At 38.0% G+C, this 20,012-nt stretch carries 14 protein-coding genes; 12 read left to right on the forward strand and 2 right to left on the reverse strand.

Features of this window, described 5'->3' with window-relative positions; all coding sequences use genetic code 11:
* The first annotated feature begins 95 nt into the window (after window positions 1-95).
* The 12 genes from AAG186_RS01205 to AAG186_RS01260 all read left to right on the forward strand — a co-directional run bounded on the left by AAG186_RS01205 (window position 96) and on the right by AAG186_RS01260 (window position 16,514).
* A complete protein-coding gene (locus AAG186_RS01205) occupies window positions 96-1,373 on the forward strand; it encodes a PTS transporter subunit EIIC (RefSeq protein WP_161637087.1) in 1,278 nt (425 codons plus the stop codon).
* Window positions 1,374-1,397: 24 nt separating this feature from the next.
* The gene (locus tag AAG186_RS01210; protein WP_161637086.1) at window positions 1,398-2,297 is read left to right on the forward strand and encodes a haloacid dehalogenase-like hydrolase; all 900 of its coding nucleotides are present in this window, start codon (window positions 1,398-1,400) and stop codon (window positions 2,295-2,297) included.
* Between the two features lie 21 nt (window positions 2,298-2,318).
* Window positions 2,319-4,418, forward strand: coding sequence for a family 16 glycosylhydrolase (locus AAG186_RS01215; protein WP_342621851.1), 2,100 nt, complete (start codon window positions 2,319-2,321; stop codon window positions 4,416-4,418).
* A gap of 185 nt (window positions 4,419-4,603) precedes the next feature.
* The gene (locus AAG186_RS01220; protein ID WP_342621852.1) at window positions 4,604-6,169 is read left to right on the forward strand and encodes a PTS transporter subunit EIIC; all 1,566 of its coding nucleotides are present in this window, start codon (window positions 4,604-4,606) and stop codon (window positions 6,167-6,169) included.
* 134 nt (window positions 6,170-6,303) lie between these two features.
* On the forward strand, window positions 6,304-7,698 hold the full coding sequence (locus AAG186_RS01225; RefSeq protein WP_342621853.1) for a family 20 glycosylhydrolase: 1,395 nt from the start codon (window positions 6,304-6,306) through the stop codon (window positions 7,696-7,698).
* Window positions 7,680-8,906 (forward strand): family 20 glycosylhydrolase, encoded by a 1,227-nt coding sequence (locus AAG186_RS01230; protein ID WP_200549155.1) that lies wholly within the window; start codon window positions 7,680-7,682, stop codon window positions 8,904-8,906. The genes AAG186_RS01225 and AAG186_RS01230 overlap by 19 nt, the downstream gene beginning before the upstream one ends.
* 354 nt (window positions 8,907-9,260) lie before the next feature.
* Window positions 9,261-10,199 carry an ABC transporter permease subunit gene (locus AAG186_RS01235; RefSeq protein ID WP_342621854.1) on the forward strand — a complete coding sequence of 313 codons (939 nt, stop codon included), beginning with the start codon at window positions 9,261-9,263 and terminating at the stop codon, window positions 10,197-10,199.
* An 8-nt stretch (window positions 10,200-10,207) separates the two neighbouring features.
* Window positions 10,208-11,119 (forward strand): carbohydrate ABC transporter permease, encoded by a 912-nt coding sequence (locus AAG186_RS01240; protein ID WP_161637081.1) that lies wholly within the window; start codon window positions 10,208-10,210, stop codon window positions 11,117-11,119.
* 53 nt (window positions 11,120-11,172) lie between these two features.
* Complete coding sequence (locus tag AAG186_RS01245) at window positions 11,173-12,618, forward strand: ABC transporter substrate-binding protein (RefSeq protein ID WP_161637080.1); 1,446 nt, start codon at window positions 11,173-11,175, stop codon at window positions 12,616-12,618.
* Window positions 12,619-12,705: 87 nt separating this feature from the next.
* Window positions 12,706-13,317, forward strand: coding sequence for a DUF624 domain-containing protein (locus AAG186_RS01250; protein WP_200549157.1), 612 nt, complete (start codon window positions 12,706-12,708; stop codon window positions 13,315-13,317).
* A gap of 25 nt (window positions 13,318-13,342) precedes the next feature.
* A complete protein-coding gene (locus AAG186_RS01255; protein ID WP_244660360.1) occupies window positions 13,343-15,028 on the forward strand; it encodes a sensor histidine kinase in 1,686 nt (561 codons plus the stop codon).
* The gene (locus tag AAG186_RS01260; RefSeq protein WP_200542446.1) at window positions 15,021-16,514 is read left to right on the forward strand and encodes a response regulator transcription factor; all 1,494 of its coding nucleotides are present in this window, start codon (window positions 15,021-15,023) and stop codon (window positions 16,512-16,514) included. The genes AAG186_RS01255 and AAG186_RS01260 overlap by 8 nt, the downstream gene beginning before the upstream one ends.
* Window positions 16,515-16,558: 44 nt before the next feature.
* On the opposite strand, the gene AAG186_RS01265 is transcribed toward AAG186_RS01260, so the two are convergent.
* Together AAG186_RS01265 and AAG186_RS01270 are read right to left on the reverse strand one after the other, a co-directional pair.
* A complete protein-coding gene (locus tag AAG186_RS01265) occupies window positions 16,559-17,737 on the reverse strand; it encodes an MFS transporter (RefSeq protein ID WP_342621855.1) in 1,179 nt (392 codons plus the stop codon).
* A gap of 160 nt (window positions 17,738-17,897) precedes the next feature.
* Window positions 17,898-20,012, reverse strand: a complete 2,115-nt coding sequence (locus AAG186_RS01270; protein WP_342621856.1) for a GH92 family glycosyl hydrolase — start codon at window positions 20,010-20,012, stop codon at window positions 17,898-17,900.

Below are 20,012 nucleotides of genomic sequence, written 5' to 3' on the forward strand. Positions count from 1 at the left end.
GTAGGTAGTTGGTAATATAAAATAATTAATTACTGAGATATTGCGCACATTTTCATTCTAATTGTTCTATATTATAACCAAAAGAGGAGGATATTATGAATAAAGTAGGAGATTTTTTAGAAGAAAAAGTTCTGCCTGTAGCAGCGAAACTTTCAAGTAATAAATTTTTAATTGCAATTCGTGATGGTATTACACTTTCAATGCCATTAATTATTATCGGTTCTATTTTTATGGTTATAGCAAGTTTTCCAGTACCAGGTTGGGAAGCATGGTTGGGAGATATTGGTGTTGCCGGCTATCTTTGGAAGGGTGTCGACAGTAGTTTTGGATTAGTTGGATTAATTTCAGCATTTGGTATTGCTTACAGTATTGCAGATCAGCACAACACAGATGGAATTTCAGCAGGGATTATTGCTTTATCAGCATTTATCGTTGTAACGCCATTTGTTAAGGGGGAAACAGGTGCTGGTATTGCGGTTGGACTTGTGGGTGCTCGTGGGCTCTTTGTAGCGATCATCTTAGCAATTATTAGTGGTCTTATCTACCAATGGTTTATCAATAATAATATTGAAATCAAAATGCCAGATACAGTACCACCTGCAGTTGCGAAAAGTTTTAGTGCAATTATTCCGGGTGCAGTGATTATTACAATGTGGTTAACCATCTTTGGTTTACTTGATAAATTTGGTTTACCAAACTTACATGATATTGCAGCTGTTGTGTTAGGAAAACCGTTTGGATTACTTGGAAATAACATTATTGGTACAATGATTGTTGTTGCATTTAACAGTATTTTCTGGTTCTTAGGAATTCACGGGGGCCATGTTGTAAACTCAATTATGAAACCAATTTGGATTGCAAACTTAGATGCGAACCGTGTTGCTTATCAAGCAGGCGAGGCATTACAACACATTATTACAGAACCATTTATGGATAACTTTGTATACATCGGTGGTGGTGGAGCCACAATCGGTCTTGTACTCGCAATTGCATACTATGCACGTAAGAAAAAAACAAGTTTACGTACTAAAGCTCTTGCGCCAATTACAGTTGTACCAGGACTCTTTAATATTAATGAGCCAACAATGTTTGGACTTCCAGTAGTACTTAACTTATTATTAATTGTTCCATTCATCTTAGCACCAATGCTTAATGCACTTATTACTTATTTCGCAATGGCATCGGGACTTGTTCCTTTAACACGTACTGTAGCAACATGGACGATGCCTCCAGTAATCAGTGGATTCTTAACAACAGGTAGTATTCGTGGATCAATCTTACAAATTATCTTAATTGCACTTGATATTCTCTTATACTTACCATTCTTTGCAATGGTTGAAAAAGGATTTAAGGCAGAAGAAACAGCAGAATAGTAATTATTATATAGAAAGTGTGAAATGATGAAACGATTAATTAGTGCAAATACGAGTGATATTTTAAACATGACCGCTGAAGAACTTAAACAAAGTATTAAAGCGAGTGAGGGACGCGTAGTTTTATCGGAAAACTACGCTGCTCGCGAAAGCTTTGTGGGAGATATTAGTAACTCTGAGATTGCACGTGCATGTGGTGCAGACTTAATTTTACTCAATGGCGTCGATGTATTTAATCCGGATTTATTTGCAATTGAATGTATTGAAAAGAACTTTGTGGATGAGCTTCATCGTTTAGTTGGAGCGCCCATTGGTGTCAATTTAGAACCCATTGATCAAAATGCGGAAATGACGGAGTCACGTTTTGAGATTGCTTTAGGAAGACAGGCAACTGTAGAGACAATTGAAGAAATTGAACGTCGTAATTTTGATTTTGTTTGTTTTACGGGAAATCCAGGGACAGGGGTAACCAACGAAGCCATTATTTCTACCATTAAGATTGCGAAGGAGAAGTTCTCCGGGCTCATTATCGCAGGTAAAATGCATGGTGCTGGTGTTGTGGGACCAATTATTGATTTAGAAACGGTGGAAGCGTTTATTAATGCAGGCGCGGATGTGATTTTAGTCCCTGCTGTTGGAACGGTTCCAGGATTTGATGCGGATGAACTTAAAGAAATTGTGCAATTTGCACATGCCCGCGATACGTTAGTTATGAGTGCAATTGGAACGAGCCAAGAAGGTTCAACTCCAGAAATTATTGCGCAAATGTCAATTCAAAATAAGATTTGTGGCGTGGATATTCATCACATTGGTGACGCTGGATATGCAGGATTAGCTCCGGTTGAAAACATTTTTGCAATCGGTCAAGCAATTCGAGGTATTCGACACACATTGTCATCATGTGCCCGTTCAATAAATCGATAAACATTAATAAAGGAGCATGAAATGCGTAAAGGTTTAAAAAATATCGTTACAGTATTTATGGTTTTAGCTTTATCAATGACATCAATCTCAGCACTTGAGGGTGATGCTAAGAATTTAATTCAAGATGGTGATTTTGAACAAGGTGGAACTTCATGGACGCAACGCAATAAAGGCGAAGTTCAAGACAAAGTTTCATATGATGGAAAATATGCAGGGGTTGTGCCAAATACAGCAATCTCAGGCAACTTTGCAAATGGGTTTATTGGTCAAGTTATTCGACTTGAACCGAATACAACGTATCACGTAAGTGCTTATGCGAAAGTAGATGTTAAAGGGGCGGATGCCATCTTTACAGCACGCTTTTGGAATGGGCAACAAGGTGATGTTATTAAGGGAGAAAACGGTCAAACCGTAGATCAACTTGTATCATCTACAGAATGGCAAAAAGTCAGTTATACATTTAATTCAGGTACGGAACAAGGAGCACTAATTCAACTTGTTAAGTGGTCTGAAAAAGAAGAAACAAAGCAATCCAATGCTTATATTGATAACGTTGTGGTAACGAAAGAATCAAATGTTTCAGAAGAAAAAGAAGATGACGTCTTTACAGAAGTGTGGCGTGATGATTTTGATCAAGAATCCCTAAATATGGAAGATTGGGGTTATGAACTGGGTTCGATTCGTGGTATTGAACAACAACATTATGTAAACAATCCAGAGAACGTATTTTTACGCGATGGTAACCTTGTGCTACGTGCAACCGATCGTGATGTTGCGGATCAATATTTACATCCACGTGATGCATCCCGGAAGGTAATTTATAATTCAGGAAGCATTCGTACGCATGGTCAACGCGAATTTTTATACGGAAAATTAGAAATTCGTGCAAAACTTCCAAAAGGAAGAGGTGCATTCCCAGCGTTTTGGACATTAGGTGCTGACTTTACACTTGATGGCAAGATTAAAGCGGAACAAGGTCGTGGATGGCCAAGCACGGGTGAAATTGATATTATGGAATTAATTGGTGAGGATCGCGATGGTGCTCATGGTAACCGTACTGTTTACCAAACCGTTCATTATGGCCCTGCTGAGGATAATGTAGGACGTTTTTCTGGAAACGGAACTGCGCATACCATTCCTCAAGGTAATTTTAATGACGAATTTCATACCTTTGCATTAAATTGGACCGAAGATACCCTTGAATGGTATGTTGATGATCAAAAAGTTCGTACTGTACCGTATGGACAAGATCCAATGGCTAAAGATATTTTCAACAAGCCGCAATACATTCAGCTAAACTTAGCGATGGGTGGCGCATGGCCTGGACCTGTAGGGGAAAACCTGGCCGGCACTGAATTTGTGATTGATTCGGTATCGTATCAACAAACTGCTGCGCAAGCGAAAGCGGCTCAAGCATATTATGATCGTGCTCCCAAACTGGAGGGGGTTAAACCACTCACAGTTATGCAAGGAGGAACAATCAATCCACTTGAAGGCATTAATACTCTTGAAGGTTATGATTTAGATTTCTCAATAGAAGATACACCGATGTTTAATCCACGCGGTGGAAATTCAAATGTGAAACTTCTTGTAAAGGGTATGGATGAGATGGATCTTATTTCAAATCTTCCAGAAGGTACCTATAATCTTCATTATAGCGCAACACCTCAAGGGGTGGACTTAACACAAGATATTAAAACACCGGTTGCACGTCAAGCAACCACCCTGGTTGTTTCAAAGCAAGCCTTTCCTCAATCGTTTGAACTTGAAATAACCAAAGGCGATGCTTTATCAACGCTCACATTACCACAAGGATGGACATGGAAGAATCCAGATTTTGTTGTTAATGAAGCGGGAATGTTTACGGTTTTATTTGGCGTCAATAAGGACGAGCATTCCGTGCATGTATCACTTCGAACAATGACAGAAACACCCAAAGAAGAGAACAAACCTGCGGAAGTTCTTGGCGAGAAAAAAGACAAGGACGTCACATCAACGGAATCGACCCTACCGAATACGGGTCAATACACGTCAAGTTTCGCAATTGTGGTTGCGTTATCACTCACATGTATTGGTTATGTGATGTTGAAGTTAAACAAAGCGTCGAAAGAAAACGAGTAGTGTAATGTTTAGGAAGCCGAAAGACTGTTGATTCAATTAACAGTCTTTTTATGTGCTTATAAGGGGATAATACGCCTTAAATCAAACACTTATTTGGTGTTATCTTAATTTATCATTTTTTATCAAAACCATCTTGAAATCCCTTACTTTTTTCGGTAAAGTATAAACACTTGAGGAGGTAAAGTATGAAAAAGAAGGTTTTTGATTTTCTACAGCAATTAGGACGTACCTTTATGTTACCAATTGCTTTATTACCCTTTGCGGGACTTCTACTGGGGTTGGGTGCAACCTTTACCAATCCATCATTAATTGAAATGTATCATTTAGAAGGGATTTTAGCGCAAACGGGAGTGTTGTATAAAATTCTAGTAATTATGAAGTCTTGTGGTGAGATAGTCTTTGCGAACTTACCGCTTTTATTTGCAATCGGGGTTGCTTTTGGTATGGCACGAGAATCTAAGGAGGTTGCTGCACTTGCAGCTGCTATTGCTTATTTGATGATGAATGTAGCCATGGCATCCACGATTGAACAATTCGGTAATCTTGAACATTTAATGCAAACCTCGGGTTTGATTACTCATGTTTTAGGGATTGAAAATACATTAAATACAGGGGTGTTTGGTGGAATTATTGTGGGGGTTATGGTTTCGGTGCTCCATAATAAATTTTATCAAATTGAATTTAATGATGCATTTTCGTTTTTTAGTGGGACGCGATTTATTCCCATTATTTCATCCTTATTCGCAATTGGTTTAGGTATTCTTTTTGTTTGGATTTGGCCAAGCATTGCGTTTGGGATTGCTTCTCTAGGTGTCGCAATTTCAAAAATGGGGTATCTTGGAACCTTTATTTATGGATTTATTTATCGTGCGTTAATCCCGTTGGGATTACACCACGTCTTTTACTTACCTTTCTGGCAAACCGCTCTCGGTGGAAGTACGATGGTTGCGGGGACGGTTGTTGAAGGGGCACAAAATATTGTCTTTGCACAACTTGCGGCAGGGGTTCCGGTAGATCCGTCGTACGCACGCTTTTTCTCAGGATTGTTTCCTTTTATGATATTTGGATTTCCAGCAGCTGCACTTGCAATGTATAAAACGGCATATCCTGAAAATAAGGAAAAAGTTAAAGGCTTGTTGGTGTCTGCATCCATTACTTCAATTGTAACGGGAATTACGGAACCAATTGAATTTTCGTTCCTGTTTGCATCCCCATTCCTCTACTTTGGTGTACACGTTGTTCTGGCGGCATTATCATTTATGCTGATGCATATCCTTGCTGTTGGTGTGGGTCTTACCTTTTCGGGAGGGCTTCTTGATTTGATTTTATACGGGATTTTACCTGGAAATCAAATGACCCATTGGATTCCAATTGTCGCTGTTGGGTTTCTCTACGGTTTAATTTATTATTTTGTCTTTATATTCGCAATTAAAAAATTTGATCTAAAAACCCCGGGACGGGAGAAAAACGGGAATGTACAACTTTACACTAAAAAAGATTTAAACGATAAACAGGATGTTTCCGCATTGATTGTGGAAGCGTTAGGTGGTCAAGCGAATATTGTCAGCGTTGATAATTGTGCGACACGACTTCGTATTGAAGTTACCGATGCAAGCCATGTAAACAAAGACCAATTGAGTCAAACGGGTGCTGCTGGATCATTAATCAGCGGGAATACCGTACAGGTTATCTATGGACCCAAAGTTACAAATATCAAGACGAAAATTGATCAATATCTCAATAAGAAATAAAGCACATCAGATCGATGTGCTTTTTTATCTAAGTATTTATTTTAGACATTTCGATACATATTATTGAACATCCTGTTTTGTTGATGACGCAGGTAGAAAAGCATGATATGACTTAGTTGTATAAGGAGGGGCTTATGGAATCTTACTCAAAGCGCACCATCACTCCTGAAGTAAAAGAGTATCAACTTCGTGACGGTGTCGTTCAACTGAAATCTAAAATCTTTATTAAAACTGAGCGTCTTATTTCAAAAGCAATCTACAAGCGCATTCAACAAAATCATAAAACCCTAGTCGATGTGGGTGGGGAGGATGTGACGACCCTTCGGATCTTACCTCTAAATCATGAAAACCTTCGTGGTAGTTATGCCATCACAATTGACGAGACCATTAAAATCTATGCAAACGATGAAGAAGGCACCCTTTATGCAGTTCAAACACTTCTTAAATATGAACAAACCTATGGTGAACTTCAAAAAGGTAAGATTAAGGATGAACCCAGCGTAGAGGAGCGAGGTTTCCATTTGGATTGTGGACGTAAATATTTTACGCCGCAATGGATTCATCAACTGCTGGATACCTTAGCATGGCATAATTTTAATATGCTTCAATTACACTTTAGTGAAAACAAGGGCTTTCGCTTGGAATGTACACAGTACCCTGAAATCGTAAGCCAAAAAGCATTAAGCTTACAAGAACTTAAAGAAATTATGGAACTTGCGGATGAATACTGTATCGAAATTGTTCCGTCATTCGACAGTCCCGGTCATCTTAAACATGTTTTAAAATCATATCCGGATTATGCACTCCCTGGATCTGAGGGTGAAGCATGGGATATTACCAATCCAGACGCATTGAACATGATTTATGAGCTGTACGATTACTATGCCGAGGTCTTTCAAAAATCACGCTATTTCAATATTGGGGGTGATGAATTTATTGACTTTGAGCAGTTTGATGCGTTTCCAAAACTTAAGACCTATGCCCAAGACCAGCTAGACGGTAAAACGGGATACGATACGTATATTCATTACCTCAATACCATTACGTCACGACTGGAGGCAAAAGGATTTACGGTACGATTATGGAATGACGGTTTATATCGTCTTAATCAAAATCCTGCCATCGACTTAAAGGCGTCGATACAAGTCTGTTACTGGACCAAGTATAACCGATATATGGCACCGATAGAGGCGTTTGAAAACCGAGGCATTGCCTTGATTAACTTTCATGCTGAGAACTTCTATTATGTCTTACATCCTGAAGTGGGGGTAAAATGCATTGATCCACAAGGGTGGTTTGAAACATGGACCCCCAATCATTTTCCTTCCAATCAATTCACCCCGAACGTAACAGGTGCTTATTATTCATTATGGTGTGATGAGCCCGAACTTCAAAGCGAGGTTGAAATTATGAAACAAATCCATATGCCACTTTGTGCGATGGGCGCAAAATCATGGCGAAAAGAAAGTACAATGACTTATCAAACATTCATTCAAAAGGAGCAAATACCATGGACGCAAACCGATTAATACAAAAAGCACAAGCACTCTATCCAAACACTGATGTAAATCGAGCAAAAATACAGCTAAACCATCATGTACTTGAGAACTATGCATATGATGGCTATCAAATTCATTATGATGACGACTTAATTATTGTGGCTTCGAATACAGAACGGGGACATTTTTACGGTCTTTTGGATGTTTTTTCGGGCAATCCTTCCACAACACTCAATCAAGCAAAGGTAGCAGAACGTGGGTTGCATGTGGATATGGGTCGTAAATTTTTCAGTGAAGCATGGTTTATGGATACCATTGAGTTGATGGCACGCCTTAAACTCAATACCTTACAGATGCATTTTTCAGAACATTTAGGCTTTCGTATTGAGTCAAAACGTTTTCCACAAATCGTATCAGCCGAGCATCTAAGTCAGGATGCGATAAGACGGATCATTAAGCACGCGAACGATTATTATATCGATGTTATTCCATCGTTTGATTCACCCGGTCATCTTCAAGTTGTATTAGAAGCGTTCCCTGAATATTTAATGGAAAACACAACAATGGGACTTGATATTACCAATCCAGATGCCCGCGCCTTTATTAAAGAAATATACGATGAGATGGATGATTTATTTGAGACATCCACAAGTTTTCATATGGGAGCCGATGAGTTTATCGATTTTGGAAAATATGATGAGTTCCCGCAACTTGAAGCATATGCCAAGGAACACTTTGGTCCAAATGCGAAAGGCTTTGATACCTTCGTGGATTATGTTAATGATATCGCGTCTCACATTCAAGGTCGAGGTAAAACTGTTCGAGCTTGGAATGACGGTTTGTATCGCATCGACCAAGAACCCACTATAATCCTTAACAAAGACATCATCATTACCTATTGGACCAGTTGGAATCCTATGATGGCGCCGGTTCAAACCTTTGTGGATCGCGGTCATGATGTGGTGAATTATATGGATAGTCTACTGTATTTTGTTTTGGGGGAAAATGCAGGGTATACATATCCAACCGAAACAACCATCATGACATCCTTTGAACCAGAACGCTTTCCAAATCGTCATGAATCTTGCGAGGGGGATTTAGAACAACGTGCCACAACCCTGGGTGCAATGTTTTCAATTTGGTGTGATAAGCCGGAAGCGTTATCGACTGAAGAAGTTGCCTTAAAGATTCAAGATCCACTACGTGCATTTGCTTTAAAATGCTGGCATGAAAACTAAGATTAATAGGTGAATACCTATAATCCGTTTCTTGTGAGCTTCTTAAAATTTTCGTAAACTTTATGTATCAAGAGCCTATAATTCTTGATAATCGAGTACACAAGGTCTTGTAACGGTGTCTCCTGTTTAAGACCTTAAAAGACATGCTTACGCATTGAGATACCTGCTTCCTTCTCGGTTGTGGTATTGATAGGATCAATGCGAAAAGGATGTCTTTTTTATAGTTTTTTTGGATAAAGATAACTATAATTTGTTGATTTATTAGTATATTTTGTCTCTTATATCTCTGAAATGAAAGCGGTACACTTAATATGTAAAACAACAGCAAGACCTTTGAATTTATAGATGTTTGGGGTGAATCAATTGAAAAAAGTATTACGCAATTTTAAAAAAAATGCACCGTTTCTTTTAATGGCACTACCTGGGGCAATTTGGATGATCTTCTTTTTCTATATTCCAGTCCTTGGAAACGTAGTCGCATTTAAGGAGTTCAGATTTTCTCCGGATGGATTTTTCGCAAGTCTGTATAACAGTAAGTGGGTAGGATTCCAGAACTTTAAGTTTCTGTTTGCTACCGACAATGCTTATATTATGACGCGCAATACCGTGTTGTATAACTTAGTCTTTATTATCGTCGGAACGTTTCTCGCAGTAGTCTTGGCTGTTATTATGAGTATGTTACGATCGAAGAAAAAAATAAAAGTATTTCAAACGACGATGTTATTTCCATACTTCTTATCCTGGGTTATCATAGGATTCTTTGTATATTCATTCTTAAGTCCTGATAAGGGTGCGTTAAACAGTATTTTAGCCATGATGGGTAAAGAACCTGTTAACTGGTATAATGAGCCAAAATATTGGCCGGTATTTATTGTAATTATCGGAATATGGAAGAATATCGGATATAACAGTATTATCTACTTTGCTTCCATTATGGGAATTGATCCAACGTATTATGAAGCAGCAATTGTGGATGGTGCCAACCGATGGCAACAAATTCGTCACGTTACGATTCCACAAATTATTCCATTAATCAGTATTATGTTGATTTTAGCGATTGGAAATATTATTCGCTCGGACTTTGGATTGTTCTATAACGTAACGCGTAACTCAGGTCCACTAAACCAAGTTACAATGGTTATTGATACGTATGTATATAAAGGCTTATCGGCATCGGGGGATTTAGGGATGTCATCCGCTGCGGGTTTATATCAATCCGTTGTAGGATTTGTGATGTTAGTTTCTGCTAATGCCATCATTCGCCGTGTTGATCCTGAATCAGGATTATTCTAGGAGGATGTATGAAAAAGAAGAAAATTGAAAAAGTAGAAGTAAGAAGTTTTAGTAAAAATACCGACCGCGTCTTTAATGTTATTATTGGATTATTCGCGTTATCTTGTATCTTTCCCTTTATCTTTGTAATTGTTGTTTCGTTTACTACGGAAACAGCATTGATGGTAAATGGTTACTCACTCTTTCCAAAAGAAGTAAGTCTGGATGGATACAAATTCTTATATGACTTTAAAGGACAACTTTTAAATTCATTTGGTATTACGGTATTTATTACGGTTGTTGGGACACTGATTAATACAACCTTTACATCAACGTATGCGTATGCAATCTCACGTCCAAACTTCAAATACCGTCGTTTCTTTACCAAATTCGCATTACTCACAATGTTATTCAGTGCGGGAATGATTCCCAACTACATTGTGATGACTAAATTATTGGGACTTAAGGATACGGTCTGGGCATTAATTCTGCCAATGGCTTTAAGTCCATTTAATATCATCGTCATGAGAACATTCTTTAAACGGACCGTTCCGGACGCAATCATTGAATCAGCCCGTATTGATGGCGCAAGTGAGTTTCGTATTTTTATTCAAATAGTTTTACCACTTGCGGTTCCTGGTATCGCAACCATTAGTTTATTTGCGGCCCTGGCTTTCTGGAACGACTGGTTTAATGCACTCTTGTATATCAACTCTGAATCCTTATACCCGCTTCAATACTTATTGATGAAGATTCAATCAAATCTTGATTATATCTCACAAAATGTAGGGTTATCTGGAATTAACAGTGGTATCGGTTTACCGAAAGAATCTGCACGTATGGCGATGGTTGTTCTGTCCACATTGCCGATCGCAGTATCTTATCCATTCTTCCAGAAATACTTTGTCAGTGGTTTAACCATTGGGGGCGTAAAGGAATAAGAGCGATATAAACAGCTTTGCCTAATTATGATATTTTATAGAGGAGGAACATCATGAAAAAAGGCGTTTTTAAAACGTTTACAGTTTTAATGGCTGCTTTACTTGTATTAACAGGTTGCGGCAAAAAAACTGATAAACCAGAGGGAGAAGTTGTGACGTTACAACTTTATCAAGTAGGGGATGCACCCAAAAATCTTGATGAATTAACGGATGCAATCAATAAAATTTCTGAAGAAGAAATTGGGGTTAAAGTTAAATTTAACTACATTGGTTGGGGAGACTATGAACAAAAAATGTCTGTAATGGTTACAGCAGGTGATGAGTTTGACTTAGCATTTGCGAATAACTATACCATTAACGCACAAAAAGGTGCTTATGCAGACTTAACCGATTTAGTCAAAGAACACGCGAAAGAGTTCTTTGATTCCGTAGATCCAATTTACTACGATGGTAACGTAATTGACGGTAAACTATACGGTTTCCCAATTAACGGGAACGTGTTTGCACAACAAATGCTTACATTTAACTCCGATTACCTAAACAAATACAATATTGATGTATCAAACATCAACAGCTACGCAGATGCGGAAGCAGCACTTCAAACGGTAAAAGATAATGAACCTGAAGTAGCACCATTCGCAATCGGTAGTGGCTACAAAGCAACTCTTGGAAACTTTGACTATATTTTAGGTGATAAGTTACCATTTGCAATCAACCTTGATGGCGATACAACAAAAATTGTGAATGCTTATGAAACATCACAAGGTATGGAAACCTTAAAACAAATTCACGGACTTTACAAAAAAGGATTAATTCCTCAAGATGCAGCAACGTCCACAACCGGATATGCACTTGAAAGTCCAGTATGGTTTATGCGACAAGAAACACAAGGACCTGCAGACTATGGTGATTCTCTACTATCACAAGTAGCGGGTAAAGAAATTATTTCACGTCCATTAAACAAACCTTTAAAATCTACAGCTCAAGCACAAATGGGTAACTTTATCGTTGCAATCAACTCAAAACATAAAGTTGAAGCGGTAAAATGGTTAAACTTATTAAATACCAATGCACAAATGATGAATACATTGATCTATGGTATTGAAGGCGAAGCATGGAAAAAAATAGATGATAACCACTTAGAATTATTAGATGGTTATAAAGAAGATAATCATATGGCTGCATGGAATACAGGGAACAGTGCCCTTTTACTCCAACAAGCTAAGATTACCGATGAAATGATTGCGAAACGTGCAGAAGATACTAAAAATGCACCTGTTTCACCAATCTTAGGCTTTAACTTCAAGACAGATGAAGTTAAAACAGAGATCAGTGCTTTAATGAACGTTATGGAAGAATACTCAGCAGTTATCAATACAGGAACGGTTGATCCAGAAGTTAAAGTTCCAGAATTTGTGGAAAAACTTAAAGCAGCAGGTTGGGATAAAGTCTTGGATGAAATGCAATCACAATACGATGCATTCCAAGCAAGTAAATAATAAATAAATTGAACAAAGAGCACAAATTGGGGTATCGTTTGATATCCCGATTTTTGCTATGATTATCATGTCAGGGGGTCTATTTCTATGGTTGCTTCAACAATAACAAACGTCTTTGAACGCGTTTATACCGTTATGAAGATGAGTTTAATGTTTTGGGCACTCACCTTAATGGGTGGTGTTATTTTAGGTGTTGGTCCAGCGTTTCTTGTTTTGATGGATTTGTATCATGAACACGGTTGGGAATATCGTGGTTATGCATGGCGTAATCTTGTGTCATGTTTCAAAACTCACTTTAAACGTGGGAATGCGTTACTGTATGCTGTTTTGGTACCGCAAATCTTGATTGGTTATAATGTGTACCTTGCAACGCAAGTGAAACATCCATTATTTTTTGTGTTAGATTTTGTCTTGATTGCAATGTTTATTTTCCTATCAATTGCATATATCTACGGTTTGGTTTTAAATGCCGCATTTGAGATTGAATTCTATAACCTTATTAAACTGAGTGTTATTTCTGTATTCGTAAATTTTTTCAAAATCTTTCGTATCGTTATGTTAATGATGTGTGTACTCGCACTAACATATCGATATAAGGGATTAATTCTTTTTGGTAGTATTGGAATCTATATTGCGCTTATGCATTGGAGTCTAAACGGTTGGATTCATGAAGTTGATGAAAAGATTGAAATCCTTTAACGCGAATACAGAAAACACAAGTTTAATGAAAAAATTGATTAAGTCTTATTCGGTTATCTTAATCATCATCATTACAATTTTCGCGATTACGGTAGGGTATGTCACATCAAAACGAGACTACGATGAGGCGGTACTACAGAATAAAGCAATCAGTCAAAAAATGACGGAAATTATTGAAAGTTATGAGCAGGATCTGCGTAAAATTGTTTTTGATTTGTTTACGGACGCGGATCATGTACAAAGTATGAAAGATTACTTTTATATGGATCTACCTACGTATTATACGCAACAATTATCACAAGACCCCTTTATCTTCTTTCCTAAAGATATTCAGAAACTCTACGATCGTTATGATGGGATTGAGGGGTTTATGATTACTTTAAATAATTCAAACGATTTGTATTATTCGCATACCTTACAGAAAATGGGTTATAAACCAAAGCGTGTTCCCAATATTGGTGAACAACTTATGTTTCATCGAATCTTAACCAATTATGATTCGTATGATCCTGTAGGGATTATCCATCTCATTGCGGATTCACAAAGCATTAATACACAAATTGATTCCATCAATCATTCCGTGCCACGTTCAATCTATATTTTGACCGATAATGGGAAAATTAAATATGCTTATACTGATCGTGAAGATGAAGGTTTGGGTGTGATGTTGCGTCAAAGCTATGAGACAGGACGTGATTACAGTACGTTAATTGATCAACATTATCTTAAACATGAAGTACCCCTTCAGAATGGAAATCGTGTAGTAGTTGCTGTCAATCGCGCAGATATTGTCGCGAAATCATTTAAAACATATGCTTCAGTTATTTTGGGAAGTATTGTTTTGGATGTGCTTTTATTATGGCTTCTTTTTAGAACCTTTGGTCGATACAGTCACCAAGTTGATGATATCTTGCAGTCCATGGGACGCGTCAAAGATGGTGCCATTGACTACCGCATACCAACCGAAGATAAAGAAGATGAATTACGGGATATTTCTATTGGTATTAATGAAACGTTAGACAGCATCAGTCGGTATGTGGAGGAAATATACCAACTCGAGATTCGTCAACAAGACATCAATCTTCGGGCCCTTCAATCACAAATCAATCCTCATTTTCTCTATAATACACTCGAATTTATACGTATGTATGCAGTTAGTGAAGGGGTCGATGAATTGGCAGATGTCGTTTATACCTTTGCGAGTTTACTTCGTAATAATATATCTTTAGAAAAAACGACGACTTTGGCTAAGGAACTTGAGTTCTGCGAGAAGTATGTTTATTTGCATCAAATGCGTTATCCAAATCGCGTAGCGTATAAATTTGATATTGAACCCGGTTTGGAACAAATCATTATGCCGAAATTCACCATGCAACCCCTGATTGAAAATTATTTTGTTCATGGGATTGATTTTGGCCGGGTGGATAATGCGATCAAGGTTACAGCCTATCGTGAAGCAAGCCAAATTGTATTAGAGGTCTCTGATAATGGTAAAGGCATGGATAACACCCGCTTAGCCCATATTCAGAAACAGATCGACGAGTCTGTCTTTAACATCAACGACCACAATTCAGTGGGGTTATTAAATGTTCATGAACGCCTCAAAACATACTTTAGTGATTCTCATTACAGTATGACAATCAGCATCAATAATCTTAAAGGTTTTACCGTCACCATGCGCTTCGATGAGGAGGGGGATAAAAATGTATAACGTATTACTGGTTGATGATGAGTATATGATTTTAAGTGGTTTACAGAAAATAATAAATTGGGATGAGTTAGGCATTCAATGTATAGGTACTGCTTCCAATGGCCAAGAGGCCTTGGAATTTGTGAGAAGTCACCCTGTGGATATTGTGGTAACGGATGTAAGCATGCCTGAACAGTCTGGGATTGAATTTGTACAAGCTGCCCAAGAAGAAGATATCAACTTCAACTTTGTGGTCTTATCAGGATATCAAGAGTTTGAGTATGTGAAAGAAGGCATACGTCTTGGGGCGGAGAACTTTTTACTTAAACCCATTAATAAAGATGAGTTAAATGAGACGTTACGAAAAACAGTATCCAAGCTTGATAGTGAAAAACGACATGCGCATACGGATACACTGCTGTTTGAGAATACGCTTGAACGATGGGTGAATGATGATATTGATAATGTGGATTTACGTCGTATTCTAAAACAGGTTGATAAACCATTACAAGCCAATGCACTGTATACGTGCATGATTATTACCCAAATTCCAGAACCGGAACAAACAACATGGATTCAACGTCTTATGGACCACAATCAATATTATGCGTTTTATGATGATCACGATCTTGTGATGATTTTAGAAGGCAATCGCATTGCGTTTGATGCAATTCGAAAAGATCTTTCAAGTCATATTGACCACCAAAAACAAATTCTTGCGGTGGGGGAACTGTTGGTGCCCCTTGAAGAAGTACCAAACAGTTATCAACAAGCGGAAACGCTGGTAAGTGTTTCGCGATTCTACGGAGACCATCCGATTACCGAACGCATGATGCTTAAAAATAAACTTGAACAGAATGAATCGATGTATGAAATTTCATTTAAAAAATTTCATCATGCCTTATCGATTGGGGATATCCATTTAATTAAATCTGAAATCGGAGCAATGTTTAAACTGCTGTTTGAATATGAGGCAGATCCTGAATATGTTCGTTATATTGGATTTGTGATTTTCTCCGATATTTATCGCCAACATGAAAGTGTGGGTTCACAGATGTATCATGACTTGCTTCATGAGTTAAATAAATGTGATAGCATCGCGGAAATTCGCGAAGTCTTGCATCATGCTTTAGAGGCGACACGCAATGATCAGGTCTTAAAACAACATAATCCAAATATTCAAAAAGTCCTTCAAATTGTTTTGAAAGACTACGCTAAAGATATTACCATAAGTTCAATTGCGGATACATTGCATATGAACGCGATGTACCTTGGTCAACTTTTTAAGAAAGAAACAAACAAGAGTTTCTCGCAATACTTAAATCATTTTCGGATTAAAGAGGCCCAAAATCTCCTCTTAAAGTCGAATCATAATATTAATGAAATTGCGGAACTTGTGGGTTATACAAGTTCCGGATACTTCTATAAAAACTTTAAAAAGGAATGCGGTATTTCACCGAAAGAATATCGGGAACGTTATTTGAAACAACCAGATCGTATACGATAAAAAAAGCCTCAACATCAATGTATTGAGGCTTTACTTTTGTAACGTTATAATTTTTTGGACTTAAGTGTATAAATGGAAAGAATGATTAGTGTACTTGCTAGTACTAAAAAGTATCGTGGCATCAAAAGCATACTACCCGTATGAAGTTTTGCCATAATACGAACTAACAAGCTAATACATAGGTAGTAACCCAGACTGAATAGGGAACCTGCGGTTCCGTAAACATCTTCGAAGCCATTTAGAGCTAAACTGATTGCATTGGATAGTGAAATGGCTGTACCAAATCTAACAACAATCATTCCTGCAATATAAAACACAAGAGATGGATTGTGTGAAGCAAAAACCATAGTTAAACTACCGAGTCCGAAAACAATATTACCAATGAGCATGATGCGTTCGGGTTTATAGTGTTTTAAAAGCATTTGAGTTAAGAGCGCTCCCAGGATTGTAGATATTGCGAAAAACACACTGTAACTTCCAATTTCTGTGAGCGAACGGTTGAAAAATGCTTGCAGGATTATAGGCGCTTCCACATAGTAACAGGACATTACCGCGTTCATAACCGCAATAAAGAATCCGTAGATCCAAACTGTTGGGGTTCTAACTAACCTTAAAAAGACTTTGAGAACACTATTTTTCGGTAAGTCTTCTTGAATACGTGTTTCGGGTAATTTGTTGTAAGCGAGAACAAGTATGCTCAGTCCTAATACAACTAATAGTGCGAGTAAAGAATATAGGGTGTAGCGTTCCACAATAAATCCACCGAGTATGGGTCCTAAACCTGGAACAAAAGCTAAGCCAACAGATACTTTTGAAAATAATTGATTGCGCACATTCGGTGAAAATGCTTCACGTAAAATTGTTTGTGTTGTAACTGAAGTAGTAGCAATTCCAAAGGCTAAAATTGCACGACCCATAACAAATAAAGTGAAATTAGATGCTATAAATACTAAAGAAGCACCAATTAAATATATGGACAATCCATACATCATTGCCGGTCTTCGTCCGTGGGAATCAGAATAGGTTCCCCAAAAGAGAACACCGCAAGCAAATACTAGAAAATAAATGCTAATGGTATTTTGGGCACTGTTTGGACTTACAGAAAATGTTTGCATGACATGTTGTAAGGATGGCGCAAATAATGCCTCATGAAGTTGGGGAAATCCCAATAGTATAATTATTAATAAAAATGTTGGTTCTGAATTTACGATGTTTTTTCTCAAAAAATAGTCCTCCTATCGATTCGAACGTTGAAAAAAAACATCTAAGTCGGGTAGGGGCGCAATTTTTTTAATGATTGAAGTGAATGTCATCATTAATGCTCCTTTGTCTAGGATTTACTATACCATATCTAACTCCAAATAAGCGAAAGAAAAAGCACATTTAGATGTGCTTTTTTGTGTTTGAGAATGGTTTTATGTTATTGAACCAATCATCATTCGGAACAATACCAAGTGTTATTTCGAGATGTCCACCACGCATGATTGTATCGTGCTCCAGGATACAATCATGATAAGGAATTCCGTTGAACAGAATCTCGTTTATAAAATTACATTGCGGATGATTGTTGTGGGTAGTGATATTGAAGGTATTACCATTACTTAGGTGGATTTGCGCAGAATCTAGAAGCGGTATTCCAATCACATACTCTAAACTACCAGGGCACACGGGATAGAATCCGAGAGCACTAAAGATATACCAAGCACTCATACTGCCATTATCTTCATCACCGGGAAAACAATCTGTAAAACAGTGAGTCATTAATTGTTTTAATAAAACCTGACTTGAACTTGCTTGATTTGCGTAGGTGTAGAGATAAGGGATATGGAAGGATGGTTGGTTTGAGATTGCCATTTGCCCAAAATCAATTGCGGCCATTTCACTCATCTCATGTATTTCAAAACCATAACTTCCTACATCGAATGTTGGTTTTTGATTTACGAGTTCATTTAACTTTTGTGTAAATGGGACGGGTCCACCATAAAGGTTGATCAGTCCTTGGATGTCGTGGTAAACGCCAAAACTGTTTTGCCATGCTGAACCTTCTGTATAAGCACCTCCCCATCGATGGTTGTTGAAGGGTTCTTCGAGGTTTCCGGATGTATCGCGTGGTCGCATGAACCCGGTCTGTGGATCAAAAAGGTTTTGGTAATTGTAAGAACGTTTGAGATAGGTCTCTGCCTGCTCGGGTTTTCCGCAATACGTTGCAACTTGCGCGATACAAAAGTCAGAGTACGCATTATCGAGCGTTTGATTGACACTTTCGTGATAGTGATTCGGTACGTATCCGTACTTAAGATAGTCGCGAACGGCTCGACGTCCATAATTCGCATTGGATGATTCTTCAGAAGCTGCATGAATCATAAATGCAAGGAGTTGATCCGCATCTTCAGTTCCAATGCCTTTTAAGATGGCATCACATATTACTGCATCTATGAGCGTTCCTGGCATGAGTCCACGTTCATCGGGAGAAAGCCATTTGGGCAAATAACCGGTATTGTTGGCGTGGTTTAAAAATCCTTTTAGACTTAATGCATATTGATCAGAATTCACAAGACTCATAAGAGGGAAGACTGTTTTATATGTGTCCCAAAAGCCATTGTTGGTAACCATATAACCCGGTTTGGTTTGTTTTGCCATTGTATTATAATGACAAGGTTTCATATTTTCATCGTATTCGTAAAAAGTCATTGGAAATAAGTGTGCACGATAGAGACAGTGTCGAAACATTTGACTTTGCGAAGGGTTGTGATGATTAAACGTAATCCGATCAAGATTTTGTGTCCAAAGTATTTGGGCGTGATCACACATGACGTCGAAATTATCAATTTCCCGAGTTTGGTTCAAGTGTGCTTGATTGAGTGATTGATGGGAAAAAGCAGCGTGAATCTGTAAGTTGTTGGCGTCGGATTTGAAAACATAAAAATCCTTTTCTTGAATCAAGGTCCCAGGCTGAGTCATTGTGAATACAAAATACATCTTAAGATTTGGGTCCTCACATCCAGAAGGATTCGATACCCAACCGACTAGGTTTTGACCGTCTTGAGAAATATCAATCTCGTTGATGGCGCTGAATGCTACAGAAATGGCTTGTGAGCCTTGTAGTCGTATAGTAGCCCCATACATTGAAGGTGTTAATTCACTTGTGAGTTGATATCTCGGACTGTAGAGTTTTAGATAATGTGGTTCGAAAATTGCTTCCTGTTTGCGATATGTGGATTGAATGTCATAAAGTGAATGGATGCGTTGGTCTCCAGAGAAGGGACTGATCAACATGGACGAAAAATCCCCCATCCAAGGACTGGGTTGATGCGTTACCCGAAAACCTTGAAAGGTCTCTGTTTCCGGGTGGAACCACCAACTTCCTTTGGATCCATCAGTTTGTGGGGCGAAGTAATTCATTCCAAAGGGTACACCTGTATAGGGTAGAGCATTACCTCTTGAAAAGCTGTGTTGATTATTGGTACCAATGCGTGTATCGATATTAAGTGATTTCAT

Source organism: Erysipelothrix sp. P66 (assembly GCF_038682365.1).
Taxonomy (GTDB): Bacteria; Bacillota_I; Bacilli_A; order Erysipelotrichales; family Erysipelotrichaceae; genus Erysipelothrix; species Erysipelothrix piscisicarius.